We start from the raw sequence: 25,773 nt of genomic DNA, 5'->3' as shown, positions 1-25,773 counted from the left end.
CGTGAAGCTGAACGGGTTGAACCGCTCGCCTGTTTGCCTAGGTAAAGAGCGTGGCCGGGCGCATTGCAAATCTGACAATTGGTATGACATTTTCCTGTATTAGAAAGCTTGCCCTTCCTGTTCTTGTCGTCGGCGTCCAGTCTTCCTGCGTCATTCCCGACGATACATCACGCATCGCCAAGGTTGACCCCACGGTGGCGGCGGCTCGCAAGGAGATGGTCGGCCTCAGCGAAGCCGACGTCCGGATGTGCGCGGGGTTTCCGACCGCCACCGCAGACGTTGGCGGGTCTGGCCAGATCTGGACCTACAAGCGCGTCGTTCAGCGCGGCAATCTCAGCATTGCCGTCCCAACCATGGCGATAGGCGCGATCCCGGCGGTCGGCGGCTCCGTCAATGTCGCTCCCGGCGGTTATTGCGACACGCAAATTCGCATGGCCAACGGCCGCGTCGCCGAAGTCGCCTACGCGGGCGACAACAATTTGCCGAACAGACGGGACGCGCTTTGTGTCAGTACGGTGGACGCCTGTGTGGCCTATGCCCGCCAACACAGTCAAAGAGCGACAGCCAGATAGCTGGTCACGGCTGATTGGCGAGCCGTGGCGTTGCATGTCGACGTCGGTAAGGGCTTGACTGACCCGCCGGAGCGAATACGCTAAGGTGAAATACCGGCCCTGATCGCCGGGCGGCAAATATGCCTCGTATGCCTCGCCCCTGCGGTGCTGGCTGCGGGGCATTGTCATTTCTGGGGTCCAGTTTGAAACGGCGTATCGAGATCGGCATCCTCTATTCGCGCTCGGGCAGCTATCAGCTGGTCTCCGATGCGTGCCGGATGGGCGCCATGCGCGCCATTGCCGACATCAATGCCGACCGCAGCTCGGGCATCGAACTGGTGCCGGTCGAGCGCGATCCGCAAAGCAACGCCGATCGCTACGCGACGCTGTGCGAAGACATTTTCAGGACCAGCAGCGCCCGCCATGTCGTGGGCTGCGTCACCTCGTGGAGCCGCAAGGAGACCATCCCCGTGCTGGAGAAGGCGGGCGGCATGCTCTGGTATGCCTGCCCCTATGAGGGCTTCGAGGCCAACGAGCACGTCGTTTACATGCACGCTTGCCCCAACCAGCACCTGGTGCCGCTGATGGCGCATGTCGTGCCTCGCTTCGGCGCCAACGGCTTCCTGCTCGGCTCGAACTACATCTGGGGCTGGGAGATGAACCGCGTGGCGCGCGACCTGATCGCGGATGCCGGCGGCAAGGTGCTGGGCGAACGCTATCTGCGCATCGGCGAGACCGATGTGTCGCGGCTGATCGCAGAAATACGGGCAACGCGGCCGAATTTCATCCTCAACAATCTGATCGGCACCTCGTCCTATGCCTTCCTCGCCGCCTATCGCGATCTGGGCGACGAGGATGCGGCGTTCAGGCCGGAAAACTGCCCGGTCGTTTCCTGCAACCTCACCGAGGGCGAACTGCCGGCGATCGGCGAAACCGGCAAGGGACATTTGTCGGTCGGGCCGTATTTCGCGCCGCGGCCGGCTGCCTTCGCCTCGTCCTTCGAGGCTTCCGCCTATGCCTCGGTGCAAGTGATGGCAGAGGTGCTGTCGCGCGACGCCGACGCCGGTCCGGCGGAGTTCTCGAAAGCCTTCGCCGAGCGGCGCTTCCCGACGCGGCTCGGGCCGATCGCCATTGACGCCCATTCCCAGCACGCGACACTGCCGGTGATCATCGGCCGGATCGCCGACGGCTTCTTCGAGGTCGTCAGTCGCGAGGATGAGGTGGCGCCGGATCCGTATCTGTCCCGCTACGATCCGGCAAAAACGTTCGGCCGTCCGCGCCTGAGGGTGGTGTCGTGACCAGGGCGCGCATTCCCAATCTTGGCGGCGCCAGGGCCTTCATCCTGCATCGACCGCACCCGACGGTGCAGGCGATCACCCGGCAATTGTCGGCCATCGGCCTGATCACTGTCGACTGCTGGCCGGAATTGCCGCCTGGGGTGCTGGCGGCCGATTTCGTCTTCTTCGACGCCGATCTCGGCTTTGACGAGCAATTCCCGTGGCAGCCGGGCGAGGCGCCGATGCCGCTGGTGGCGCTGATCGGTTCCGAGGCGCCCGGCCGCATCGAATGGGCGCTGTCGCACAAGGCCGATGCGCAACTCTTGAAGCCGGTCGGCAACGCCGGTGTGTACAGCGCGCTTCTGATCGCGAGGCAGAGTTTCGAGGCGCGAAAACATTTAGCCGGCGAAATTGCGTCGCTGCGCCAGCGCGTCGCCGAGCGCCAGACCATCGTGCGGGCGGTGGCGGCCCTGTCGAAGGGCAGCGACGACGAGCGCGCCTATGCGCAGCTGCGCTCGCTGGCGATGAGCTGGCAGATCAGCGTCGAGGATGCAGCGCGCCGGATCGTGGCGATGACAAGTGAGGAAGGAACGGGCGAGGAAGGCGGCGATGACCAGTCCCATCGCGCCTGACCTACCGGTGCGTATGCCGGCCAAACCACGCGCCGGCGTCTGGCGCCGACTGATCAAACGCCGGCTGGCGCTGCTCGGGCTGGTCATCGTTGCCATCGTCGTCGCCGGCGCCATCCTGGCGCCGTGGCTGACCGGCTACGATCCCAACGAGCAGATGTTCGACGGCCTGACCATCGAGGGGTCGCCCTTACCGCCGAGCGCCCAGTACTGGCTCGGCACCGACCTGCTCGGCCGCGACCTGCTGACCCGCATCCTCTACGGCGCCCGCACCTCGCTGATCATCGGCATTGTCGCCAATGGCGTGGCGCTTCTGATCGGCACGCTGGTCGGCGTCACCGCCGGCTATTTCCGCGGCTGGGTCGGCAGCGCGCTGATGCGCTTCACCGATCTGATGATGGCGTTCCCAGCCCTGCTGCTCGCCATCTGCCTGGCGGCGGTGTTCCAGCCGAGCCTGTGGATCGTCGCCATGGTCATCGCGCTGGTCAACTGGGTGCAGACCGCGCGCGTCATCTACACCGAAACATCCTCACTCGCTGAGCGTGAATTCATCGACGCTGAACGCACCATCGGCGCCGGTGCGCCGCGCATCCTGTTTCGCCACATCCTGCCGCATCTCCTGCCGACCATCATCGTCTGGGGCACACTCGGCATCTCGACCACGGTGCTGCTGGAAGCGACTCTCTCCTTCCTCGGCATTGGCGTGCAGCCACCAACGGCGTCGTGGGGCAACATCATTTTCGAAAACCAGACCTATTTCCAGGCCGCACCCTGGCTGGTGTTCATCCCCGGTGCGGCGATCCTGGCGCTGGCGCTGGCCTTCAACCTGATCGGCGATGCGCTGCGCGACATCCTCGATCCGACGCAAAGAGGCCGGGCATGATCGCCTATCTCGGCCGCCGCCTGATCCAGTCGCTGCTGATCCTGCTCGGCGTCTCGCTGATCACCTTTGCGCTGCTCTACCTCTTGCCGGCCGACCCTGTGCGCCAGATCGCCGGCCGCAGCGCCACGCCGCAGACGGTGGAAAACATCCGCCAGCAGCTCGGCCTCGACCAGCCTTTCGTCGTTCAGTACTGGCACTATCTCACCAAGCTCATCAGCGGTGATCTCGGACGCTCCTACATCCAGCGCTCAGAAGTCACCGAACTGATTGTCTCTCGGCTACCGGCAAGCCTGCTTTTGATGGTCGGCGCCATCCTGTGCGAATTGCTGATCGGCCTGAGCATGGGCCTGATCGCCGCCGTCAAGCGCGGCACAGCCACCGACCAGACCTTGATGGTCGCTTCCTTCGTCGGCGTCTCGGCGCCGCAATTCGTCGTCGGCCTTTTGCTGCTCTACGTCTTTGCCGTGCGGCTCAGCTGGTTCCCGATCGGCGGCTACGGCACCTGGCGCCATCTGGTGCTGCCGTCGCTGACCATGGGCATACTCGGCGCCGGCTGGTATGCGCGCATGATGCGCTCGTCGATGATCGACGTGCTGCGCCAGGACTATGTCCGCACTGCGCGAGCCAAGGGCCTGGCGCGCAGCGCCATCATTTTCCGCCACGCACTGCCCAACGCCATCCTGCCGGTCATCGCCATGATCGGCATCGACATCGGCATCTTCATGGGCGGCATCGTCGTCGTCGAAAGCGTGTTCGGCTGGCCCGGCATCGGCCAGCTGGCGTGGCAAGCCATCCAGCGCGTCGACATTCCGATCATCATGGGCGTCACGCTGGTCTCGGCCTTCGCCATCGTGCTCGGCAATCTGCTCGCCGACATCGTCGCGCCCTTTATCGACCCCCGCATCAAGCTCAGATGAAAACTCAACAAACTGAATAACAAAACAGAGAAAGGGAACATGTGATGAAGAGATTTCTGGCATCCACCGTCGCGGCCTCAGCGCTCGCGCTGATGCTCGGCATGGCAAGCGCACGCGCCGAAGACGCCGTCGACCCGAACGCCAAGCAGGGCGGCGAGATTGTCGCCACATACAAGGACGACGTCACGACGCTCGACCCGGCGATCGGCTATGATTGGCAGAACTGGTCGATGATCAAGAGCCTGTTCGACGGGCTGATGGATTACGAGCCGGGCACGACCAATCTGAAGCCGGACCTTGCAGAAAGCTACGAGATTTCGACGGACGGCAAGACCTTCACCTTCAAGCTGCGCCACGGGGTGAAGTTCCACAACGGCCGCGAAATGACCGCCGACGATGTGAAATACTCGCTCGACCGCGTCACCAACCCGAAGACGCAGAGCCCGGGTGCGGGCTTCTTCGGCTCGATCAAGGGTTATGACGATGTCGTTGCCGGCAAGGCCGAAAGCCTCTCCGGCGTCACCGTCGTCGATCCCTATACGGTCAAATTCGAACTGAGCCGGCCCGACGCCACCTTCCTGCATGTCATGGCGATCAACTTCGCCCATGTCGTGCCGAAGGAGGAGGTCGAGAAATACGGCGCCGATTTCGGCAAGCACCCGGTCGGCACCGGCGCCTTCAAGCTTGCGGAATGGACGCTCGGACAGCGCATCGTCTTCGAGCTCAATCCGGACTATTGGCACAAGGGCCTGCCGCATCTGGACAAGATCACCTTCGAGGTTGGCCAAGAGCCGATCGTGGCGCTGCTGCGCCTGCAGAAGGGCGAGATCGACCTGGCTCTCGACGGCATTCCTCCAGCCAAGTTCCAGGAGGTGATGGCCGATCCAGAGCAAAAGTCGCACGTCATCGAAGGCGGCCAGTTGCACACCGGCTACATCACCATGAACACAACGATGGCGCCCTTCGACAATGTGAAGGTGCGCCAGGCCGTCAACATGGCGATCAACAAGGCGCGCATCGTCCAGATTATCAACAATCGGGCAGTGCCGGCCAACCAGCCGCTGCCGCCGTCGATGCCCGGCTACGACAAGGACTACAAGGGTTATCCCTATGACGTCGCCAAGGCCAAGGCACTGCTCGCGGAAGCCGGCCATCCCAATGGTTTTGAGACGCAGCTGTTCGCCATGAACACCGATCCCAACCCGCGCATCGCCCAGGCGATCCAGCAGGACCTGGCGGCAATCGGCATCAAGGCCAGTATCCAGGCACTGGCACAGGCCAATGTCATTGCGGCCGGCGGCGACAAGGCCGGCGCGCCGATGATCTGGTCCGGCGGTATGGCCTGGATCGCCGACTTCCCCGACCCGTCGAATTTCTACGGACCTATCCTCGGCTGTGCGGGTGCTGTGCCCGGCGGCTGGAACTGGTCGTGGTACTGCAACAAGGATCTCGACGCCAAGGCGGCGGAAGCCGACTCTATGACCGATCCGGCCAAATCAGCTGAGCGCAACAAGATGTGGAGCGGGATCTACGACAAGATCATGGAGGACGCACCATGGGCGCCTGTCTTCAACGAGCAGCGCTTCACTATTAGATCCGCGCGCATGGGCGGGGCCGACAACCTCTATGTCGACCCGGTCCATGTCTTCATCAACTATGACAATGTGTACGTAAAAGATGTGCAATAGCTGCGACTACACCATCCACGGGCGCCATCACCATTTCGGCTGGGACAATTCCTTTGCCCCGGCCGAACGAGTGGCGCCCGGCTCGACCATCGAGTTCCAGTGCCTCGATGCGGGCGGCGGCCAGTTGAACGCCGACAGCACGGTCGCCGACGTCGCCAAGCTCGACTTCGAAAGGGTCAACCCGGTGACCGGACCGATCTTCGTCGAGGGTGCGGAGCCGGGCGATGCGCTGAAGGTGACGATCGAAATGTTCAAACCGTCCGGCTTCGGCTGGACGGCGAACATTCCTGGTTTCGGCCTGCTTGCCGACGATTTTACAGAGCCGGCGCTGAACATCTGGAAATACGACGCCGCCTCGCTCGAGCCGGCGCTGTTCGGCAAAAATGCGCGCGTGCCGCTGAAGCCTTTCGCCGGCACCATCGGCAACGCCCCGGCTGAGGTGGGGCTTCACTCGGTGGTGCCGCCGCGGCGCGTCGGCGGCAATCTCGACATCCGCGACCTCGCCGCCGGCACCACACTCTATCTGCCGGTGGAAGTGGCGGGTGCGCTGTTCTCGGTTGGTGATACGCATGCCGCGCAAGGCGACGGCGAGGTCTGCGGCACGGCGATCGAAAGCCCGATGGACGTCGTGCTCAAGCTCGATCTGGTCAAGGACGCCAGGCTGAAGACGCCGCGCTTCACCACGTCGGGCCCGGTGACGCGCCATCTCGACGCCAAGGGTTATGAGGTAACGACCGGCATCGGCCCGGACCTGATGATGGGTGCGAAGGAGGCGGTCGCGCAGATGGTCGACCTGCTGGCTGGGCGGTACCGAATCGATCCCGTCGAGGCTTATATGCTGGCTTCGGTGTGCGGCGACCTTCGCATCAGCGAGATCGTCGACGTGCCGAACTGGGTGGTATCGTTCTATTTTCCGCGCTGCGTGTTTGAATGAACGCGTCCCTCGCCCGGCTGCGCCTGCGATGACCGGCGAAACAAACCCCGTCCTTGACATCGCCAACCTCTCCGTCAGCGTGCGTGGCGAGGACGGTGAGCGGGAGGTTGTCTCCAACCTGTCGCTGACGCTGGCGCGTGGCGAGACACTCTGCATTGCCGGCGAGTCTGGCTCCGGGAAGTCGATGACCGCACTGGCGATCATGCAACTCCTGCCGCAGCCGGCTGCGCGTATTTCGTCTGGCAAGATCCATCTCGGCGACACCGATCTGGCAACCCTCGACGAGCGCCAGATGCGGCGCATCCGCGGTGACCGCATCGCCATGATCTTCCAAGAGCCGATGACCTCGCTCAACCCGGTGCTGTCGATCGGTCGGCAGCTGACCGAATCCATCGAGGCGCATACCAGCCTGTCGCAGGCCGAGGCCCGCCAGCGCGCCATCGAAGCGCTCAAGGCGGTGCGCATCTCTGAAGCCGAAAGCCGGCTAAAACAGTTTCCGCATGAGCTGTCCGGCGGCATGCGCCAGCGGGTGATGATCGCCATGGCGCTGGCGCTCGAGCCCGATGTGCTGATCGCTGACGAACCGACGACGGCGCTCGACGTCACCGTGCAGGGCGAGGTGCTGGAACTGTTGCGCGACCTGCAGCGTCAGCACGGCACCAGTGTCATCTTGATCACCCACGATATGGGCGTGGTCGCCGAAATGGCCGACCGCGTCATCATCATGCGGCATGGCCGCATGGTCGAGGAGGGCAAGACCGCTGATATCTTTGCCCGACCGCAGGCCGATTACACGTGCGAACTGCTGGCCGCCGTGCCGCGCATCGGCAGCGGCGTCGGGCGGCAGAAATCCAGGGATGTGCTTGAAACCTCAAAACCGGCCAATGTCGCCGAGGTCAACGGCTTGCATGTCCGTTTCGATCTGCGCGGCGGCATCTTTGGCCAGGTCACCCGCCGCGTCCACGCCGTCGAAGGCGTCAGCTTCTCGATCGCGCCCAACGAGACGCTGGCGCTGGTCGGCGAATCCGGCTGCGGGAAGTCGACCACCGCCAAGGCACTGGCCGGACTGGTGTCGTATAGCGGTGACATCGTTATCGGCGGGCGCAATCTGTCGGGCCTCGGCCGCGTCGAGCGCAAGGCGGTGCGCCGCGACGTGCAGATGATTTTCCAGGACCCGTTCGCCTCGCTCGATCCGCGCATGCGTGTCGGCGATCTCGTCGCCGAGCCGTTGGTGATCCACGGCATCGCCTCGAAGGACGAGCGCCGCGATCGCGTGGCAGCGCTATTCGAGCGCGTCGGCCTGTCGGCCGACCAGATGGAGCTCTATCCGCATGAATTCTCCGGCGGCCAGCGCCAGCGCGTCTGCATTGCACGGGCGCTGGCGCTGCGGCCAAAGCTGATCATCGCCGACGAAAGCGTGTCGGCGCTCGACGTCTCGGTGCAGGCGCGCGTGCTCGATCTGTTGAAGGAATTGCAGCGCGAATTCGGCGTCGCCTATCTCTTCATCTCGCATGACATGGCGGTGGTCGAGAACATCTCCGATCGCGTCGCCGTCATGTATCTCGGCCAGATCGTCGAAATGGGCACACGCGACCAGGTGTTTTCCAACCCGCGCCATCCCTACACCAGGCGGCTGATCGAAGCCGTGCCGGTGCCAGACCCGGCGCAGCGCAGAACCCGATTCGCCCGCCTCGACCAGGAGATACCGAGCGCGACCCGCAAGATCGGCGAAGCGCCGCTGAAGCTGGCGCTGAACGATGTCGGCAACGGCCATCTCGTCGCTGCGGAAGGCTGAGCCCGCACTGGTCGGCGATTGCAGCTGTTCTTTCACCTTGTTGAGCACAACCAAGACTTGTCATCTCGGGTTTACCTCGCCTTAGGTGGATGACGACCACTATACGGTCGGCGTTCTTGCCTCAGGGGGAAACAGTGCTGAAGGCGGTTCTGCAGCTGCTGCCGGGTCGGTTCATGGATGTGCGTATGCGCGTGTCCGACGGCTACGAGACGCGCGTCGTGGAGCGGCCCGGGCGCTGGATGAAGGCAGCCGAGCTGGAGCAGTTGAGCAACGATCTGCGGCTGGTGGCGTCGAAGACGCTGGAGGCCGGCAGCCTGACCTATGGCGTGTTTTCCGGCGATCGCAGCCGGCTGGAACATTCCATCATCACCATCGTCTACCGGCGCAGCGACGGGCGGCCGATCGCCTTCAACGCGCTGGCGCTGATGGAGATTTCACTGACCGGCAAGCCGTATGAGGTCCTGCATCTCGGCCTCGTCATGGTCGATCCGGACGAGCGCAGCCGGGGGCTGAGCTGGATCCTCTACGGCCTGACCTGCTTCCTGATGTTCCTGCGCAACCAGCTGCGGCCGATCTGGATCTCCAACGTCACCCAGGTGCCCGCCGTCGTCGGTATGGTCGCCGAAGCCTTCACCAATGTATTTCCCGGACCGCATGCCGGCGCGCGGCGCTCGCTGACCCATGTGCTTTTTGCGCGGCAGATCATGGCGCGCCACCGCCATGTCTTCGGCGTTGGCCCCGAGGCGGGCTTCGACGACGAGCGCTTCGTCATCACCAATGCCTATACAGGCGGCTCGGACGATCTGAAAAAGACCTTCGACGAGGCGGCCAAGCATCGCGTCGAAACCTACAACGCGTTCTGCCGCAAAGAGCTCGACTATGGGCGCGGCGATGACGTGCTGCAGATCGGCCAGATGAGTTTTCAGTCCGCGCGCACCTATCTCGCCGACGCGGGCCGCGCGGCTCGCTTGCCGCCCTTGCCGTGGCGGGTGCCGCCGCCACGCTGCAGCGGCTGGTGCTGCCGGTGGTTCACTGGGCGGATTCGAGCCGGCAATGGAATGTGCTGAGACCATGGACACGCTAGCGGCCTCAGATGCGGTACGCCGTTTCACGCTCAAGCTGATGGCAGCGGAGCCATGAGTTTCGATGACACACTCGTCGCCGACACCATCACCTCGCTGGCGGCGCTGTTCGGCCTGCTGATCGTGATATCGGTCGTCGGCGGGCGCGACGATGGGTTGTCGCGCCGCTTCCTGTTTGGGTTGCGTGTGCTGGTGGTGCTGCTCGCCTGCCGCATTCTGGACTGGACGACCGGCCTCGCCCTCTTCCGCTTCGTCACGATCGCGGCAGCGGGCCTGCTGCCGCTGGCCGCTCTTTTGCTGACTGAGGGCTTGCTGCGCCGGCATGCGCCGTTTGCGCTTAAATTCTTCGCCGCAAGTGGCGCCCTGCTGTTCCTCCTGCTGGCTCCGATCCCGGAAAGCTTTGCAGAGCCATGGCGGATGGCGATGCTTCTGGCCTTCCAGTTCGGCGGTTTTGTCGCCATCGGCTGGCTGGTGATGACGCGCGATCGCGACAGCCTGTCGGCGGCCGAGAACCGCACCGTGGAGCGCATGGCGCTGTCGCTGCTGCTGATCCTTCCGTTCATGGTCACCGACTATCGGCCCGGCCTGTTCGAAGTGCCGGTGCGGCTCGGCGGCATCGCCATCCTGTTCCTGTGCTGGCTGACAATCGGCCTTGGGCGCGGGAGCCTCGGCCATCGCGACACGATCGGCGCCTTCGCCGTCATCGCGCTGAGCTCGGTGTTTGCCGGGCTGGCGCTGGGCGGCATCGACGATCTCGGCTGGCGCGGCAGCGTGCAGGGCGTGGTGATCGTGCTTTCTGCGACGCTGCTCGCCGTCATCTACAATGACAGCGTCAGCCTGACCGCCGAAAAGCGCCGCGACTCGCTGCTCAAGCATATAGCGGAGGGCGATCTCACCGATTCGGCGCACTTTCTACGCGGGCTTCAGCACCACATTCTCGTCGACGGCGCCTTGATCCTGCCGGCCGCCGACCTCGGCGATTTCGACCTGAAGGTGCTGGCGCGGGCGCTGGCACAGGAGCCGGTGCGCTCGCTCGCCGATGTGCAGCCGGGTGCGCCTGTCGACCAGGATATACGCGAGCAGCTGGCCTGGCTGTTCGAGAAATACGAGGCGACGCATGTGCTGCTGGCGACACTCGACCCGTTAACCGTCGTGGTGCTCAACATGCCGGCGCTGGCTTCGTCGCCCGGCGTGGAACTGGAATTGCGCGCCGTGCAGCGTATGGCCATGCTGATCGCGCAGCGGAAGGCCGTGACGTGACGACAAGAAGGGCCGGCGTTTTGTGCCGACCTTCTTGTGAGTGGATCAGGCGGCCTTGGTCTTCATGGCCTCTTCGTCGCGCACCATCTTGGTCACGGCGGCGAAGTCGAGTTTGCCGGAGCCGAGCACTGGCACTTTCGCAACGACGCGCACTTCGGCCGGCACCATCAGGTCCATGGCGCCGTTGGCCTTGGCGAAGGCTAGGAATTGCGCGCGTGTGGCGTCGGCGGCCTCGGTGATGAGGATCAGCTTTTCGCCCTTGCGCGCATCCGGCACCGTGGCAACGGCCGATAGCAAGCCCTTCCACAATTCGCCTGCGAGGGCCTCCACGGCAGCCAGCGAGATCATCTCGCCGCCGATCTTGGCAAAGCGCTTGGCACGGCCGCGAATGGTGATGAAGCCGCCCTCGTCGATGGCGACGACGTCGCCCGTATCATGCCAGCCGTCTTCCAGCGGTTCGAGCACGCCGGGCTTCTCGGCCCGGAGATAGCCGGCCATGACGTTCGGTCCGCGCACGAACAGCCGGCCGCCATCGTCGACGCCAGGCACCGGGTCGAGGCGATATTCCATGCCGGGCATGATCTTGCCGACGGTTCCGGAGCGGTTGTACATCGGCGTGTTGATCGAGATCACCGGCGCCGTCTCGGTGACGCCGTAGCCCTCGAGGATGCGCACGCCGAACTTCTCCATATAGGTCATGCGCGTCGCTGCCTTGACCGGTTCTGCGCCGGCAAAACAATAGCGTATCGAGCGGAAGTCGTAGGGGTGCGCGGTGCGTGCATAGCCTGAGAGGAACGTGTCGGTGCCGAAGATGATCGTCGCGTTCGAGCCGTAGATCAGTTCGGGCACGAGGCGGTAGTGCAGCGGCGAGGGGTAGAAATAGACCGGCACGCCCGAGATCAGCGGCAGTACGGTGCCCGCCGTCATGCCGAAGGAATGGAAGATCGGCAGCACGTTGAAGACCTTGTCGCCCGAGTGGAAGTCGATGCGCGACGCCGCCTGGGCGGCATTGGCCAGGATGTTGCGGTGGGTCAGCACCACGCCCTTGGGCGTGCCTTCCGAACCCGAGGTGAACAGGATCACCGCAGGATCGCCGGGCTTGCGGGCAACGCGCGGCGTGCTTTTGCGCAGCAGGCCCAGGAGCTTGTCCTTGAGGCCAATGGTGGCGCGCAAATCATCGAGCCAGACGATGTTCACCGAGCGGCCGAGCTCCTCGACCACGGCGCCGAGTTTTGCCTGTTCGATAAAGGCGCGCGAGGTGAGCACGGTCTTCACCTCGGCGGCCTTGCAGGCGGAGAGGATGTTGGCGGCGCCGGCGGTGAAGTTCATCATCGCCGGAACCTTGCCGGAAGACATGACACCGAGCAGCGTCGCGCAGGAGCCGTTGGCGTTGGGCAGCATGATGCCGAGCGTCTGCTGGCCGGCGTAGAGGTTCTTGAATTTCTCGCCAAGCACGGCAGCAGCCGTCAGCAGCTTGCCGTAGCTCAGCGAACCGGTGACCGGGTCCTGCACGGCGAGCTCTCTCATGCCGCGTTCGGTGGCGGTCTGGATGATCTTTTCCAGCACTGTCTTGTCGATGTCCTGGGTGCGGAAGACGAGGTCCGACATCACCTGATAGAGGGCAGACCCGGCCGCGGCGCGGCGCTTGCGACCCTTCAGTTCCTGCGGCACTTCGAGCTTGACCGGCTCCAGAATGGTCACCTTGACCTTTGGGAACAGCCGGCGGCGCACATGCTGCGAGCTCAGCCGCGAGAAGTAGGTCTTCTCCAACCCGTCGATACGCACCGGCACAACCATCGAGCCGGTCTTGTCGGCGACCATGGCAGCGCCGTCATAGACCTTCATCAGGCCACCGGTGACAGTGATGCGGCCCTCCGGGAAGATGACCAGCGGATCGCCACCCTGCACGACCTTGATCAGCGTGCGGGTGGACATCGGCTTGGCCGGATTGAGCGGCAAAGCGCGTGCAAGTTTCATGAACGGCTTCATCCACCAGGCCTGGGCGATGAAGTAGTCGATGGCGAAGACCGGCTCCTCGTCGGTCAACGTCAGCGCCAGCGGACCGTCGAGGAAGCTGACATGGTTGAGCGCCAGGATCGGCGCCTTGCCGGCCGCCTTGAGGTTGTCCATGCCCTCGACCTCCAGGCGCAGGAAGGCGCGGAACAGGATGGAGACGAAATCGCGGAAGGGGTTGGTCGGCAGATATTTCAGCATCAACCAGGCGGCAATCGCGTTGGCCGCGGCAAGGCCGAACAGGATGCCGCCGGTGGAGACTTTGGTCTGGATCACGGCGACGATAATGCCGCCGACGGTCATGAAACCGGCATTGACGATGCTGACGGCAGCAACGACACGGGCACGGCGCGCCTCGGGCGACCAGGCCTGTACGGCGGCGAAGGTCGGCACCACCAGGAAGGCGGCTGCGATGGCCATGCCGGCGAGGTCGATGGCGACCCGGATCGTGTTCGGGCCAGCGAAGAATGCACCAAGGGTTTCTGCCTGGGGCGAAGGCGTCATGCTCCATATGGTCCAGGCCAGATGCAGGCCGAACAGCGCCAGCAGCGCCGTGCCGACCGGTGCCGGCAGAAGCACGATGCGGCCCTGCGACATCCAGGCGGCGATGGCCGAGCCGATGGCGATCGAGACGGCGAAGACCGCGAGATAGACGGTGACCGCCATCTCGTTGCCGCCGAGCGAATCCTTGACCAGGGTCGGCAGGATCGACAGCACGATGGCGCCGATCAACCAGAACCACGAGGTCATCAGGCCGGCGCGCCAGATGCGCATGTCGGTGCGCAACTCGGCAACCTGACGCCAGGTCGAGCGGAAGATGTTCTTGTCGATGACAAGGTCGGGCGCCGCCGAGCCGGTGGATGGGATGTAGCGGCTGACGAGCCAGCAGCCGACGGCCAAGGTCATCATGATCGGCCCGAACACTGTGACACCGATGCCATCGGCGGAAACGACGCCGCCGGCAATGGTGCCGCCGAGGATTGCGGCAAAGGTGGCGGACTCGATCCAGGCGTTGGCCTTGGGCAGTTCCTTGCGCTCGAGGTGATCGGGCAGGATGCCGTATTTGATCGGCCCGAACAGCGCCGAGATGATGCCGAACATCAGCAGCGCCACCATCAGCACGGGAATGGACGACAGCGCGATGCCGACGACGGAGACACCTGCGGCGGCGATCTCGGCGAATTTCAGACGTTTGGCGATGAGGGCCTTGTCGAAGCGGTCGGCGATCTCGCCGCCAAGCGCCGACAGAAGCAGGAAGGGGGCCATGAAGACGGCGCCAGCCAGAGTGACCAGAGACGCCGCCTGATCCGCCGCCAGCGTGAACAGAATAAGGAACACCAGCGTGTTCTTCAGGAAATTGTCGTTGAAGGCGGACAGGAACTGCGTCCAGAACAAAGGCGCAAAGCGCCGGGATGTCATCAGATGAGCTGTGGGACGGTTGATCGGGGCGATTTCCATAGCGGCGACTTCCATTGGGCAACACCGGTGAAATCCTGTTGGGATTGATCAGCGGGCTTGCGCGGTTTGAGCCTTGTTTTAGCGGGAACCCGGTTACACTTCGTTACTGCGGCTGACATCCATCAGCAGCTTCTCTGTCTTGGCGTCTTCCAGCCGGTTGATGAAACGGCTTGCTTCTTCCGCGTCACGCAACGTCTTGGTGATGGTGATCGAGGTGTGCACGAGCATGATGGCGGCCATGGCGTAGAACCCCTTGGCGGCGAAGCTTGCCTCCATGAAGTAGATGCCGCCGGCCATCATCGCGGCGGCAATGACGAAACTGGCCATGGTGAAGGTCTTCCAGGCGGCTGTGTCCTTGGGTGCGTAGGTGTTAGAGGTCATCGGTATAATCCTTTCGTTTCAGGGTTAGGTTGGTTGGGCGTGGATCTGTTTCAGGCCGGATACAATCAGGCCGGCTTGGTCATGGTCTTCGCCAGCCGTTCGAGCACGGCGTCGGCGCTGCTTCTCAACGGGGCGCCGCAGCCGGCGGCCGCGAGCTTTTCGCTGACCGCGGCCGGATCGCCCGACTGTTCCATCTCGGCCATGGCGGCCGCGGTGGCGTCGATCTGCTTTTGCCGTGTGCGCAGGCGCAGCAGCGTCTCCTCGGCGTCCTTGAGCGCCGAGAGGCTTGAGCCCGGCGCGCTTTCGCGCAGGCGCTGGGTCGAGTCGACCGCGGCAACGATGCGCTGGCCGCGCTGCAATTCACGCAGGCGCATTTCAGAGACGCGAATAATCCGCTTCAGCCGTTCGATTTCGGTGCTGAGGCTTTTCTGCGCCTCGCTGGAGGCATCGCGTTCGGCTTCCAGCATGGCGATCGTTTCGGCGGCCTCGCGGGCCAGTTCATTCTGTCCCTGCTCGATCGCGGCGATCGTGCGCTTCTCCAGGTCGTCGATGCGAGCGACCAGTTTCTTGAACTGCGCGACTTCCTGTTCGTTCTGGGCGATGGCAATTGCGACCGCCCGGCGGGCAGAGGCGATGGCGTCGGCACAATCGCGGATCTGCTGGCGCAAGATCACCAGCGCGTTGCGGTTGACGACCGTCTCTGCTGCTTCGTAGCTGCGGCCGCGAACGAGAGCAAAAAACTGTTTCAACATTCCCGCTTCTCCTCTATGAACGTTGTTCACAAATGCAACGTAACACATCGTGAACGGCGTTCAAGAGAAAAATGAACGGTGTTCATGAATTCCGGAGCAAGACGGTTAATGACGGCAAAACGGGACGCCAAACGTGAGGGTCTCAGGAGCAGGCTGATCGAGGCCGCCCAGGCGCGAATTCAATCCTCGGGGCTCGCCGGGCTGCGCGCACGCGACATCACGGCCGATGCCGGCTGCGCGCTCGGTGCGCTCTACACTGCCTTTGCCGACCTCGACGAGCTCATCCTGCACGTCAATTCGATTACGCTGGCGCGGCTGGGAGAGGCCTTGCAGCAGGAGGCGACGGGCGCCGCAGAGCCAAGGGCGAGGCTGAAGGCGCTGGCCAAGGCCTATCTCGGCTTCGCCCGCGACAACCGCATGGCGTGGAAGGCGCTGTTCGAACACCGCATGGCGCCAGGCGTGGCGGTGCCCGAATGGCACCTGGCCGAACATGCGGTGCTGATCCAGCATCTGGTCGAGCCGCTTGCCCAGCTGCTCCCCGCGCTGGACTCGCACGATCTGCTGGCCCGCGCGCGCACCCTGTTCTCCGCCGTCCACGGCATCGTCGCCATCTCGCTCGAAGACCGCTTCATTGGCCTCGCGCCCACTGACCTCGAAAGCGAGCTGCTGGGTTTCGTCGACACGCTGGTGAGCGGGCTGGAGACGGAAAGAGAATGAGCTGCCGCGATCGGCTCTTGCCTCACCGCTCTCTGCCCTTATGAAGACCGTAGCGCGGACTGGCCTGTTGATTAAGGCCGACTGAAACTGTTGGGGACATCAGGTGACAATTAATCAGGAACGTCGGTTTCGGCCCGAAATACAAGGGTTGCGCGGACTGGCCGTCACTCTGGTCGTCATCTTTCACCTGTGGCCCTATGTTCTTCCCGGTGGATACATCGGCGTCGACGTCTTTTTCGTCATCTCGGGCTATCTGATCACCGGCTTGCTGGCGCAGATGGCGCTGCGCGACGGTCGCGTCTCGGTGATAGAATTCTATTCGCGACGGATTCGGAGGCTTCTGCCGGCAGCGATCCTCGTGCTTCTGGTGACGCTGCTCGGCACGCTGCTGTTCATTTCCAAGGCGCGCTGGGAGGAAACCGCCAAGCAGATCCTGGCCAGCGCGCTCTATGTCGAGAACTGGCGTCTGGCCCACGAGGCTGTCAGCTATCTCGACGCCGACAATCTGCCGACGCCGGTGCAGCATTACTGGTCGCTTTCCATCGAAGAGCAGTTCTACATCGTCTGGCCGGTGCTGATGATCGGTGTGATCTGGCTGGCGCGGCGATGGCAGCTCTCCTTGAGGCGATGCCTGGCGACGACATTGTCGCTTGTTTTCGTGGCATCGCTGGTCGCCTCGATTGTTCTGACGAAAACAGACCCCGCCCAGGCCTATTTCGTCAGTCACACCCGCCTGTGGGAATTAGCGCTGGGTGGGCTTCTGGTGCTTGGCGCGCACCGGTTTCGATTGGGCGCGGGTACAAGGCGGCTGATGGCGCTTGCTGGCATCGCCGGCATCCTCGCATCCGCTTTTCTGTTTTCCGCGGCGACACCGTTCCCCGGCGTCAGTGCGTTGCTGCCAACCTTGGCCACCGTGCTCGTCATCCTGGCTGGCGGAGTCCAAGCCGGCCGGTTTCGTGGGCTCGATTTGTGGCCGCTTCGTTTCATCGGCGATCGGTCATACTCGATCTATCTCTGGCATTGGCCACTGATCACATTCTTCCTGGGACAGGGCCATTCGCTGACATTTGCCAGTGGTGTCGGCCTGATTGCGGTGACCCTGGTCCTGTCGGACCTGTCTTATCGCTATGTCGAACAACCTTATCGACAACCCCGGGGCGGCGCGTGGTGGAAGCCGCTGGGATACGGCACCATCGCGGTCCTGGCATGCGTGGCGGCATCCGAGGGGCTGCTGCATTTTGTGACGACGCAACGCACCGACATTACGCTGATTGGCACGCCTGCCTATCCTGGGCCCGCCGCTCTGCTGGCCGACGCCGCGGTTCCGGACGATGTGGACCTCCTGCCGCCGCTGGCCCGGCTGAGGCGGGACGTGTCGAGCTTGTTCTCGGCGGGATGTCAGCAGAACCTGAAAGGCGCCAACCCGGTGGGATGTGTGCTGGGCGACCCGGCCGGCGCGAAAACCATCGTCCTCGTGGGCGATTCTCACGCTGCCCAGTGGGGTCCAGCCCTAAACAAGATCGCCAGGGACCGCAAATTCAAGCTGGTTTCTTTCTCGAAATCCGCCTGTGCATTCGCGCGTGCGCCCACCATGTCGGACGGCAAACCGTATCCATCTTGCTACGAGTGGCGAGAGAAAGTGCTGGCCGAAATCCTCAAGCTCAGACCGTTCGCTGTTATCACCAGCCAGTCCAACGCAGGATCGGTTCCGGATGACCTGATGATCGAAGGGCTGCGCGACGTCTGGAGCAGACTGACGGAGGCGGGCTCCCGGATCATCGTCATCCGCAACACGCCCTTGATGGCATTTGAGCCCGGCGATTGCCTGAGCGCCACGCCTGTAAAATGCTTCACCAAAAGAAGCGACGCCGAGCTCGACGACGTGTTGGCGCTTGCTGCAGAGGGTCAGAAAAATGTGCGCGTCGTCGATATGACCGACGCCATGTGCGGGCCGGAACTATGCCCGGCGGTTATCGGCAATATGATCGTCTGGCGCGACAATGGTCATTTGACGGCCACCTATTCGCTTGCGCTCGCGCCCTATCTCGCTCCCAGGCTCGGGCTTTGACGCAATTCCCGAGAGGAAAGCGCTGCGCGCTTTTCCGAATCCGTTCGGGACGAGCAAGGAATGGGAAAAATTCCGCTGGTGGAGCTGAGGAGGATCGAACTCCTGACCTCGTCATTGCGAACGACGCGCTCTCCCAGCTGAGCTACAGCCCCGTCCAGCGGATGGCGCATTTATCGAAGGCTGCGGTTTCCTGTCAAGGCGGGGGGTTGCCGAAATCCCTTGTCGTCATGCGCCGCGTCGGGCGCTGTGCAAAGGCTGCCCTTGCCGGTTTCGTGCGCAATGGCTACATGTCGGCAACAATTGGAGACCGGCATGCTCGCCCTCATTCAAACAATCGTCATGGCGCTCGACCTCTACTGGTGGGTCATCATCGCCTCAGCGATCTTTTCCTGGCTTTATGCCTTCAACGTCGTCAACTCGCGCAATCAGTTCGTCGGCAGCATCGGCAACATGCTCTACCGGCTGACCGAGCCGGCGCTGCGGCCGATCCGTCGGTTCATGCCCGACCTTGGCGGTGTCGACATCTCGCCGATCATCCTGCTTTTGCTCCTGTTCTTCCTCAGGCAGCTCATTCTCACCACGATAGCGCCGCTGGTCCTGTGAGGCCGAAGATCGCTTGAGCGCGCCTTTTCGTACCCGCGAGAATGGCATCGACCTGTTCGTCCGGCTGACGCCGAAGTCTTCCGCGGACAGGCTTGAAGGCGTCGAAACATCGGCGGACGGGCGAAGCTATTTGAAGGCGCGCGTGCGCGCCGTGCCGGAGAATGGTGCGGCCAACGCCGCGCTGGAGCGGCTGATTGGTAAGGCGCTCGGTGTGCCGGCATCGACCGTGTCGGTTGTCGGTGGAGGTACTTCACGGCTGAAGACACTGCGTGTCGCGGGTGATCCGGCTGTGCTGGCGCTGCGCGTTGAAACGCTCAGTGGCTGATCCAAGATCCAGCGTTGCGGCATGTACACCCTTGATCTGTCGGCGGGACAGCGCCCCCCTCTGTCCTGCCGGCTTTCGTCGCTCGCAAAGCCAAGCAATTGGCTTTGCGTCCGCAATGCGGACCGCTCCTCAACCCCCACGAGGGGGGAGATTGGCAGCTTCTGCGTCGCTCTCAATCCCCCAGCGGCAGCTTCGGATCGTCGACCTTCAGCGTGTTCACGCTCTGCTTGATGCGGCGCAGGTTTTCGAGAACCCTGGGTCCGCGCGTCTCGGCGACGGAAGTGACAATCATGTCGACGATCGACAGCAAGGCATAGCGCGACGAGGTCGGCTTGTAGATGTTGCCGTCTTCCAGCGATTGGAACTGGATGACCGTGTCGGCGGCTTTGGCGAGTGCTGAGTCCGGCGGGGTGATGGCGATGGTGGTGGCGCCATATTGCTGGGCAACCTGGACCGCATCGATGACCGAGCGCGCATAGCCGGACACCGAGAAGGCGATCAGCGTCGTCTCTGATGTGGCGACCGCGGCATACATGCGCTGCAATTGCCCGTCGATCTGCGCCAGCACCGGCACGCCCAGCCGAAACAACCGGTTCTGCATCTCCGTCGCCATCATCGAGGAAATGCCGCCGGAGCCGATGCACAGCACATTGCCTGAATTGACGATGCGCGCGGCGACGCCCACCAGCGTCTTCATGTCGAGGTTTTCGCTGGCACGCTGGATGGCGGCAATTGCCGCTTCGGTGATGGCTGAGGCGATGCGCTGCTCGCGCGCATCGCGGCTGAGCGGCTCGGGCGACAGATACTGGCCGCCAATCGCGATGGCCTGCGCCAGATAGAATTTAAAGTCGCGCAAGCCCTCGCAGCCGAGATTGCGGCAGAAGCGGGTCACCGTCGGCTCGCTGACGCCGACACGCGCGGCGATCTCGGAGATCGCAGCCTTGGAGGCGAAATCGAGATCGGTCAGCACGAGGCCGGCCAGCCGGCGGTCCGATTTGGTACCATCCTGCAACATCAGCTGCAGGCGCGTGATGATGTCGGCCGGCGTTTTCATTTCTGGGTTGTCGTCTTCATCCCTGGATTTTCGTTTTCATACCGGCGCTTTCATAGCGGCAGGCCTGTCGCCTTGTCGAACAGATGGATGTTGCCCGGCGCGACGGAGACCGGCAGCATTTCACCCGGCTTGACCTGTATCCGGTCGCGGAACACGGCACGGACCGTATCGGCACCGATGGCGCCATAGACATGGGTTTCCGAGCCGGTCGGTTCGACGACATCGACCTTGATCGCCATCGCGTCGACAGCCTCGCCGATGACGAAGTGTTCGGGCCTTATGCCGGCCTCGACCGTGCTGCCCGCCGGCACCGTCTTGCCGCCGAGCGCCAGCCGCCCGCCGCCGGCCGACTCGAACCAGCTTTTCTCGGGCGTGGTCTTCAGCGCGCCGGACACGAAGCTCATCGACGGCGAGCCGATGAAGGAGGCGACGAATTTGTTGGCGGGACGGTCGTAGAGCTCCAGTGGCGCGCCGACCTGCTGGATCTTGCCGCGGTCCATCACCACGATGCGGTCGGCCATGGTCATCGCCTCGATCTGGTCGTGCGTGACATAGACGATGGTCGATTTCAGCCGCTGGTGCAGTGCCTTGATCTCGGTGCGCATCTGCACGCGCAGCTGAGCGTCGAGGTTGCTGAGCGGCTCGTCGAACAGGAACACCGAAGGTTCGCGCACGATGGCGCGGCCCATGGCGACGCGCTGGCGCTGGCCGCCCGACAGCTCCCGGGGGTAGCGGTCGAGATAGGAGAACAGGTTGAGGATGCCCGACGCCTTCTTGACCTTCTCATCGATGGCAGGGCGCGCCTCGCCGCGAATCTTTGGACCGAAGCCGATATTGTCTGCCGCCTTCAGGTGCGGGAACAGCGCATAGGACTGGAACACCATCGCAATATTGCGCTGCTGCGGCGGCAAATCGTTGGCGCGCACGCCGCCGATCAGAAGGTCGCCCGAGGTGATCGGCTCCAGTCCCGCCAGCATGCGCAGCAAGGTCGACTTGCCGCAGCCGGACGGCCCGACCAGCACGACGAACTCGCCGCTTTTGATGTCGAGGCTGATGTTCTCGAGGATCTTGTGTCGCCCGAAGGATTTCGACAGGTCGCGGAACTCGACATCGGTCATGGTCAGGCTCCCAATATGTCGTCGATGAAGGGCAAGAAGCCGGCGGTCAGTCCAGCGTCCACCGGCACCACCGCCCCCGCTATGCCCGATGCGCGCTCCGAGGCAAGGAAGGCCACCGCTTCGGCCACTTCCGTGGCATCGACGATGCGGCCGAGCGGATAGAGCCGCTGCAGCTTGCCGAGAATATCCGGGTTCTTGGCCAGGCGATGGTCCCATGCGGCGGTGCGGATCGAACCGGGGCAGACGACATTGGCGCGCAGGCCGCTGCGTCCGAGTTCCACCGCGACCGCTTTGGCATAGGCGTTGATGCCGGCCTTGGCTGCGGCATAGGCGGGGTTGCCGAAATGGGAAATCGCATTGACCGAGGAGATGAAAACCACGTTGCCCGAACCACGCGCTGCCATCGCCTTGATCAGCGGATCGGCGAACAGCATCACCCCGGTCAGATTGAGGTCGAGCTCGTGCTCGATCTTGTCGGGGGTCAGCGCGGCAAGCGTCTCGGCACGCGTCCAGCCGGCATTATTGATCAGGATGTCGGGAACGCCGTCTTTCTCGAGGATCGCTGGTATCGCCGCTTCGATGGAAGCCCGGTCGAGCAGGTCGAAGACGTGGCACGACGCCAGATGCGGGCTGCCGAGTTGACCTTCCGATTGGTCGCAGCCGACGACCCGTGCGCCGCGCTCCGCCAGAAGCGCCACGATGGCCGAGCCGAGGCCGCCGCCGGCGCCGGTGACCAGCACAGTCTTACTTGCAAATTCGGCCTTTGAAACCACCCTGTGCGTCTCCCTGGGTCTACGATAGTCGCAAAACGCTATTTTATGAAATGTAATTAAGCAACAGGATAATCCGCTTGCGCAGCGCGAAATGATGGATAATGTAGGAAAGTCACATAAAGCCGAGGCCGCCTGAAAGCCGCAAGTGCGCAGGCGCCAATCAATGGGAGAGATCATATGACGCTTGCGAAATGGACCATAGGCCTGATGGCCGGAATGAGCATGCTGGCGATGACGGCGCAGGCGGACGCCGGCGAAGTGCGCGTCACCGTCGCCGAATACAGCGCCAAGACCGGGCCGTATTTCGAAGCGGTGAAGAAGGAATTCGAAGCCGCCAATCCCGGCATCACCGTCAAGTTCGAAGTGGTGCCGTGGGAAGTTCTGCTGCAGAAGCTGACCACCGACATCACCGCCGGCACCAATGCGGACCTGTCGATCATCGGCACGCGCTGGCTGATCGACTTCGTCCAGCAGGATGTCGCCGAGTCGCTCGACGGCTACATCACGCCCGACTTCAAGGGCCGCTTCATCGACACTTTCCTGTCGCCGTCGATCATGGAGGGCAAGACCTACGGCCTGCCGATCGCGGCTTCGGCGCGGGCGATGTACTACAACAAGGAATTGTTCGAGAAGGCCGGCATCGCCAACCCGCCGGAAACCTGGACCGAACTGCAGGAAGATGCGCGCAAGATCAAGGCGCTGGGCTCCGGCACGTTCGGTTTCGGCCTGCAGGGCAAGGAGATCGAGACCGACGTCTATTACTACTATGCGATGTGGTCACAGGGCACCGAGATCCTCAACAAGGACGGCACGTCCGGCCTCGGCACGCCAGGGGCACTCGAAGCCGCAAAGCTCTACAAGTCGATGATCGATGAAGGCCTGACGGAGCCCGGCGTCACCTCCAACAACCGCGAGGACGTGCAGAACCTGTTCAAGCAGGGCAAGGTCGGCATGATGATCACCGCCCCGTTCCTGTCCAACCAGATCAAGGACGAGGCGCCGAACCTGAAATATGGCGTGGCTGCCATCCCGGCCGGGCCGACCGGCGCGCGCGGCACGTATGGCGTCACCGATTCCATCATCATGTTCAAGAATTCCAAGAACAAGGATGAGGCCTGGAAGCTGCTCGACTTCCTGTTCACCACCGAACAGCGCGCCAAGTTCACGCAAGGCGAAGGCTTCCTGCCGGTGAACAAGGAAGAGGCCAAGATGGATTATTACGTCAACAATGCCGATCTGGCCGCCTTCACCGCACTTCTGCCCGATGCCCGCTTCGCGCCGGTCATTCCGGGCTGGGAAGAAGTCGCCCAGATTACCTCGGATGCCATGCAGAAAATCTATCTTGGCGGCGACCCCGAGGCAGGCCTGAAGGAAGCGGCTGATAAGGCCAACGCGGTGCTGAAGAAATAGGGCGTATCTCCCTGCGCCCGGCGCGCCCCTAGAAATCGGGGCGCGCCACTACTTTCAGTCTTCAGCAGAAAGACAGATTCGTTGATGTCAGTGCTGCCCCTCATTGCCCTGCCGGGCATTTCTCCCCGTATAGTGACGGGGAGAAAGGGGCCGGCCGCAGCCTTGGCGCTATTCCTGAAACGCCGAAGATTGGCGAAACCGTCGATGACTGCGCCCCTCTCCCCGTCCCTATACGGGGAGAGGATGCCGGCAGGCAGGTGAGGGGCAGCGCAAACGTCTGCAGGAGATTCAACGCCTGGAGCGCTGCTCTAGAACGATATGCAAGACTGATCCGAGCTGGGCACGCCAGCGCCACTGATGTCCAAACACGGTACGAAACCGGCCGATGCAAAATCGCTTCCTGCCCTATATGCTGACCTTGCCCAGCCTGCTGCTGGCGGCTGTGGTCATCTTCTGGCCGGTCTGGGACCTGATCCAGATCTCGACGCATGATGTCAGCCGCTTCGGCCAGCTGCGCGACTTCAACAATTTCGCCAACTACGCCGCCTTCCTCGCCGATCCCGATTTCCTGGCGGCGCTCTGGCGCACCGGCCTGTGGACGCTGCTGGTTGTCGGTGGTGCGCTGCTTTTGTCGGTGCCGGTGGCGATGGTCCTCAACACCGATTTCTACGGCCGCGGCATTGCCCGCGTCATCATCATGCTGCCCTGGGCGGTGTCGCTGACGATGACGGCCGTGGTCTGGCGCTGGGCGCTCAACGGCGAAAGCGGCATGCTGAATTCGGCACTGATCGGGCTCGGCCTGATCCATGAGAACATCCAGTGGCTGGCGCGTGCCGAGACCGCCTTTCCGATGCAGGTACTGATCGGCATATTGGTGACGGTGCCATTCACGACGACGATCTTCCTCGGCGGCCTGTCGTCAATCCCCGACGATCTCTACGAGGCGGCGGCGCTGGAGGGTGCCACGCCGCTGCAGCAATTCCGCGAGATCACCTTTCCGCTGCTGAAACCGTTCATCAACATCGCCATCGTGCTCAACACCATATACGTCTTCAACTCGTTCCCGATCATCTGGGTGATGACGCAGGGCGGGCCGGCCAATTCCACCGACATATTGGTCACCCATCTCTACAAACTGGCTTTCCGCATCGGCAAGCTGGGAGAAGCGTCGGCGGTGTCGCTGCTGATGTTCGCCATCCTTTTGATCTTCACCATGATCTATGTGCGCCTCGCCATGCGGGAGCAACGCGCATGACGCCCAAGCTGAAGCGCACGATCATCGCCTGGCTGCTGCTTTCGCCGCTGCTCGTGGTGACGATCTTTCCGTTTGCCGTGATGTTCCTAACCGCGGTCAAACCGAGGCAGGAAGTGCTGTCGCCGACCTGGTGGCCGAGCGAATTCCGCTGGTCGAATTTCGCCGACATGTGGGTGGCGACCGGCTTCGGCCAGGCGCTGGCCAATTCGCTTTATGTCTCTGTCATCGCCACGGCCGGCGCCATCCTGATCTCGGTGCCGGCCGCCTATGCCATGTCGCGTTTCCGCTTTGCCGGCTACGGCGCCCTCCGCCAGTTCCTGCTGATCTCGCAGATGATCTCGCCGATCGTGCTGGTGCTCGGCCTGTTCCGGCTGATGGCAGCCTGGGGGCTGATCGAATCAACGACCGCGCTCGGCGTCATCTATATGGCCTTCAACGTCGCCTTCACCGTGTGGATGCTGCAGAGCTATTTCGACACGATCCCGCGCGATCTCGAGGAAGCCGCCTGGATGGAAGGCGCCGGCCGCTGGCTGACACTGCGAAAAGTGTTCCTGCCGCTCTGCCTGCCGGCGATCGCGGTCACCGCCATCTTCACCTTCATCAATGCCTGGAACGAGTTCGTCGTCGCACTCACCATGCTGCGCAGCCAGGAAAGCTACACGCTGCCGATCCAGGTGTTCTCGCTGGTCGCCGGCCGCTATACGATCGAATGGCACCATGTGATGGCGGCGACGCTGCTGGCGACCCTGCCGGTGGCGATCCTGTTCATCTGGCTGCAGCGCTATCTCGTCAGAGGGCTGGCGCTCGGGGCGGTCAAATAGCCTGACACC

General features: G+C 63.3%; 23 protein-coding genes and 1 tRNA gene. 17 read left to right on the top strand and 7 right to left on the bottom strand.

Annotated elements, in window-relative coordinates:
- Positions 1–50: 50 nt before the first annotated feature.
- The 10 genes from AC1D1N_RS02570 to AC1D1N_RS02525 all read left to right on the top strand — a co-directional run bounded on the left by AC1D1N_RS02570 (position 51) and on the right by AC1D1N_RS02525 (position 11,016).
- A complete protein-coding gene (locus AC1D1N_RS02570; RefSeq protein WP_436262281.1) occupies positions 51–572 on the top strand; it encodes a hypothetical protein in 522 nt (173 codons plus the stop codon).
- Between the two features lie 182 nt (positions 573–754).
- The gene (locus AC1D1N_RS02565; RefSeq protein WP_477346404.1) at positions 755–1,849 is read left to right on the top strand and encodes a transporter substrate-binding protein; all 1,095 of its coding nucleotides are present in this window, start codon (positions 755–757) and stop codon (positions 1,847–1,849) included.
- Positions 1,846–2,460 (top strand): ANTAR domain-containing response regulator, encoded by a 615-nt coding sequence (locus AC1D1N_RS02560; protein WP_436262279.1) that lies wholly within the window; start codon positions 1,846–1,848, stop codon positions 2,458–2,460. Before AC1D1N_RS02565 ends, AC1D1N_RS02560 begins: the two co-directional genes overlap by 4 nt.
- A complete protein-coding gene (locus AC1D1N_RS02555; RefSeq protein ID WP_112561316.1) occupies positions 2,438–3,340 on the top strand; it encodes an ABC transporter permease in 903 nt (300 codons plus the stop codon). The genes AC1D1N_RS02560 and AC1D1N_RS02555 overlap by 23 nt, the downstream gene beginning before the upstream one ends.
- A complete protein-coding gene (locus tag AC1D1N_RS02550) occupies positions 3,337–4,257 on the top strand; it encodes an ABC transporter permease (RefSeq protein ID WP_436262278.1) in 921 nt (306 codons plus the stop codon). Before AC1D1N_RS02555 ends, AC1D1N_RS02550 begins: the two co-directional genes overlap by 4 nt.
- A 44-nt stretch (positions 4,258–4,301) precedes the next feature.
- Complete coding sequence (locus AC1D1N_RS02545) at positions 4,302–5,945, top strand: ABC transporter substrate-binding protein (RefSeq protein WP_477346401.1); 1,644 nt, start codon at positions 4,302–4,304, stop codon at positions 5,943–5,945.
- Positions 5,935–6,879 (top strand): acetamidase/formamidase family protein, encoded by a 945-nt coding sequence (locus tag AC1D1N_RS02540; RefSeq protein ID WP_477346399.1) that lies wholly within the window; start codon positions 5,935–5,937, stop codon positions 6,877–6,879. The genes AC1D1N_RS02545 and AC1D1N_RS02540 overlap by 11 nt, the downstream gene beginning before the upstream one ends.
- Before the next feature lie 28 nt (positions 6,880–6,907).
- Complete coding sequence (locus AC1D1N_RS02535) at positions 6,908–8,674, top strand: ABC transporter ATP-binding protein (protein ID WP_477346397.1); 1,767 nt, start codon at positions 6,908–6,910, stop codon at positions 8,672–8,674.
- A 134-nt stretch (positions 8,675–8,808) separates the two neighbouring features.
- Positions 8,809–9,741 (top strand): hypothetical protein, encoded by a 933-nt coding sequence (locus AC1D1N_RS02530; protein WP_477346395.1) that lies wholly within the window; start codon positions 8,809–8,811, stop codon positions 9,739–9,741.
- 69 nt (positions 9,742–9,810) lie between these two features.
- The gene (locus tag AC1D1N_RS02525) at positions 9,811–11,016 is read left to right on the top strand and encodes a hypothetical protein (RefSeq protein WP_477346393.1); all 1,206 of its coding nucleotides are present in this window, start codon (positions 9,811–9,813) and stop codon (positions 11,014–11,016) included.
- A gap of 45 nt (positions 11,017–11,061) precedes the next feature.
- Here the strand turns inward: AC1D1N_RS02525 and AC1D1N_RS02520 are convergent, their stop codons facing one another.
- From AC1D1N_RS02520 to AC1D1N_RS02510, 3 genes are all read right to left on the bottom strand, one after another.
- Positions 11,062–14,448, bottom strand: a complete 3,387-nt coding sequence (locus tag AC1D1N_RS02520; RefSeq protein ID WP_477347359.1) for an acyl-[ACP]--phospholipid O-acyltransferase — start codon at positions 14,446–14,448, stop codon at positions 11,062–11,064.
- Between the two features lie 132 nt (positions 14,449–14,580).
- Entirely contained in the window at positions 14,581–14,868 is a 288-nt protein-coding gene (locus AC1D1N_RS02515) for a YiaA/YiaB family inner membrane protein (protein ID WP_477346391.1), read from the bottom strand.
- Between the two features lie 65 nt (positions 14,869–14,933).
- Entirely contained in the window at positions 14,934–15,620 is a 687-nt protein-coding gene (locus tag AC1D1N_RS02510) for a PspA/IM30 family protein (protein ID WP_477346389.1), read from the bottom strand.
- 108 nt (positions 15,621–15,728) lie between these two features.
- Here AC1D1N_RS02510 and AC1D1N_RS02505 point away from each other — a divergent pair, with 108 nt between their 5' ends.
- Both AC1D1N_RS02505 and AC1D1N_RS02500 read left to right on the top strand, forming a co-directional pair.
- Positions 15,729–16,337 (top strand): TetR/AcrR family transcriptional regulator, encoded by a 609-nt coding sequence (locus AC1D1N_RS02505; protein WP_436262269.1) that lies wholly within the window; start codon positions 15,729–15,731, stop codon positions 16,335–16,337.
- Positions 16,338–16,440: 103 nt separating this feature from the next.
- Positions 16,441–18,405 carry an acyltransferase family protein gene (locus AC1D1N_RS02500; protein WP_477346387.1) on the top strand — a complete coding sequence of 655 codons (1,965 nt, stop codon included), beginning with the start codon at positions 16,441–16,443 and terminating at the stop codon, positions 18,403–18,405.
- 76 nt (positions 18,406–18,481) lie between these two features.
- On the opposite strand, the gene AC1D1N_RS02495 is transcribed toward AC1D1N_RS02500, so the two are convergent.
- A tRNA-Ala gene (locus AC1D1N_RS02495) sits at positions 18,482–18,557 on the bottom strand.
- 160 nt (positions 18,558–18,717) lie between these two features.
- Here AC1D1N_RS02495 and AC1D1N_RS02490 point away from each other — a divergent pair.
- A complete protein-coding gene (locus AC1D1N_RS02490) occupies positions 18,718–19,008 on the top strand; it encodes a YggT family protein (protein WP_023668602.1) in 291 nt (96 codons plus the stop codon).
- Positions 19,009–19,021: 13 nt separating this feature from the next.
- Positions 19,022–19,333, top strand: a complete 312-nt coding sequence (locus AC1D1N_RS02485; RefSeq protein WP_477346385.1) for a DUF167 family protein — start codon at positions 19,022–19,024, stop codon at positions 19,331–19,333.
- Between the two features lie 172 nt (positions 19,334–19,505).
- On the opposite strand, the gene AC1D1N_RS02480 is transcribed toward AC1D1N_RS02485, so the two are convergent.
- Genes AC1D1N_RS02480 through AC1D1N_RS02470 form a run of 3 tightly spaced genes read right to left on the bottom strand, consistent with a single transcriptional unit; the run spans position 19,506 to position 22,278 of the window.
- Complete coding sequence (locus AC1D1N_RS02480) at positions 19,506–20,387, bottom strand: MurR/RpiR family transcriptional regulator (protein WP_112561284.1); 882 nt, start codon at positions 20,385–20,387, stop codon at positions 19,506–19,508.
- Positions 20,388–20,437: 50 nt separating this feature from the next.
- Complete coding sequence (locus AC1D1N_RS02475) at positions 20,438–21,505, bottom strand: ABC transporter ATP-binding protein (RefSeq protein ID WP_477346383.1); 1,068 nt, start codon at positions 21,503–21,505, stop codon at positions 20,438–20,440.
- 2 nt (positions 21,506–21,507) lie between these two features.
- The gene (locus AC1D1N_RS02470) at positions 21,508–22,278 is read right to left on the bottom strand and encodes an SDR family oxidoreductase (protein ID WP_477346381.1); all 771 of its coding nucleotides are present in this window, start codon (positions 22,276–22,278) and stop codon (positions 21,508–21,510) included.
- Between the two features lie 177 nt (positions 22,279–22,455).
- On the opposite strand from AC1D1N_RS02470, the gene AC1D1N_RS02465 reads away from it, so the two are divergent.
- The 3 genes from AC1D1N_RS02465 (at position 22,456) to AC1D1N_RS02455 (ending at position 25,764) form a co-directional block, all read left to right on the top strand.
- Positions 22,456–23,688 carry an ABC transporter substrate-binding protein gene (locus AC1D1N_RS02465; protein WP_477346379.1) on the top strand — a complete coding sequence of 411 codons (1,233 nt, stop codon included), beginning with the start codon at positions 22,456–22,458 and terminating at the stop codon, positions 23,686–23,688.
- A gap of 385 nt (positions 23,689–24,073) precedes the next feature.
- The gene (locus AC1D1N_RS02460; RefSeq protein ID WP_436262262.1) at positions 24,074–24,943 is read left to right on the top strand and encodes a carbohydrate ABC transporter permease; all 870 of its coding nucleotides are present in this window, start codon (positions 24,074–24,076) and stop codon (positions 24,941–24,943) included.
- Positions 24,940–25,764 (top strand): carbohydrate ABC transporter permease, encoded by an 825-nt coding sequence (locus AC1D1N_RS02455; protein ID WP_477346377.1) that lies wholly within the window; start codon positions 24,940–24,942, stop codon positions 25,762–25,764. The genes AC1D1N_RS02460 and AC1D1N_RS02455 overlap by 4 nt, the downstream gene beginning before the upstream one ends.
- Positions 25,765–25,773 lie beyond the last annotated feature (9 nt).

Source organism: Mesorhizobium sp. P2_B5 (assembly GCF_056404775.1).
The sequence above is the reverse complement of the archived record's forward strand: the minus strand, read 5'-3'. Positions and strand labels throughout refer to the sequence as shown.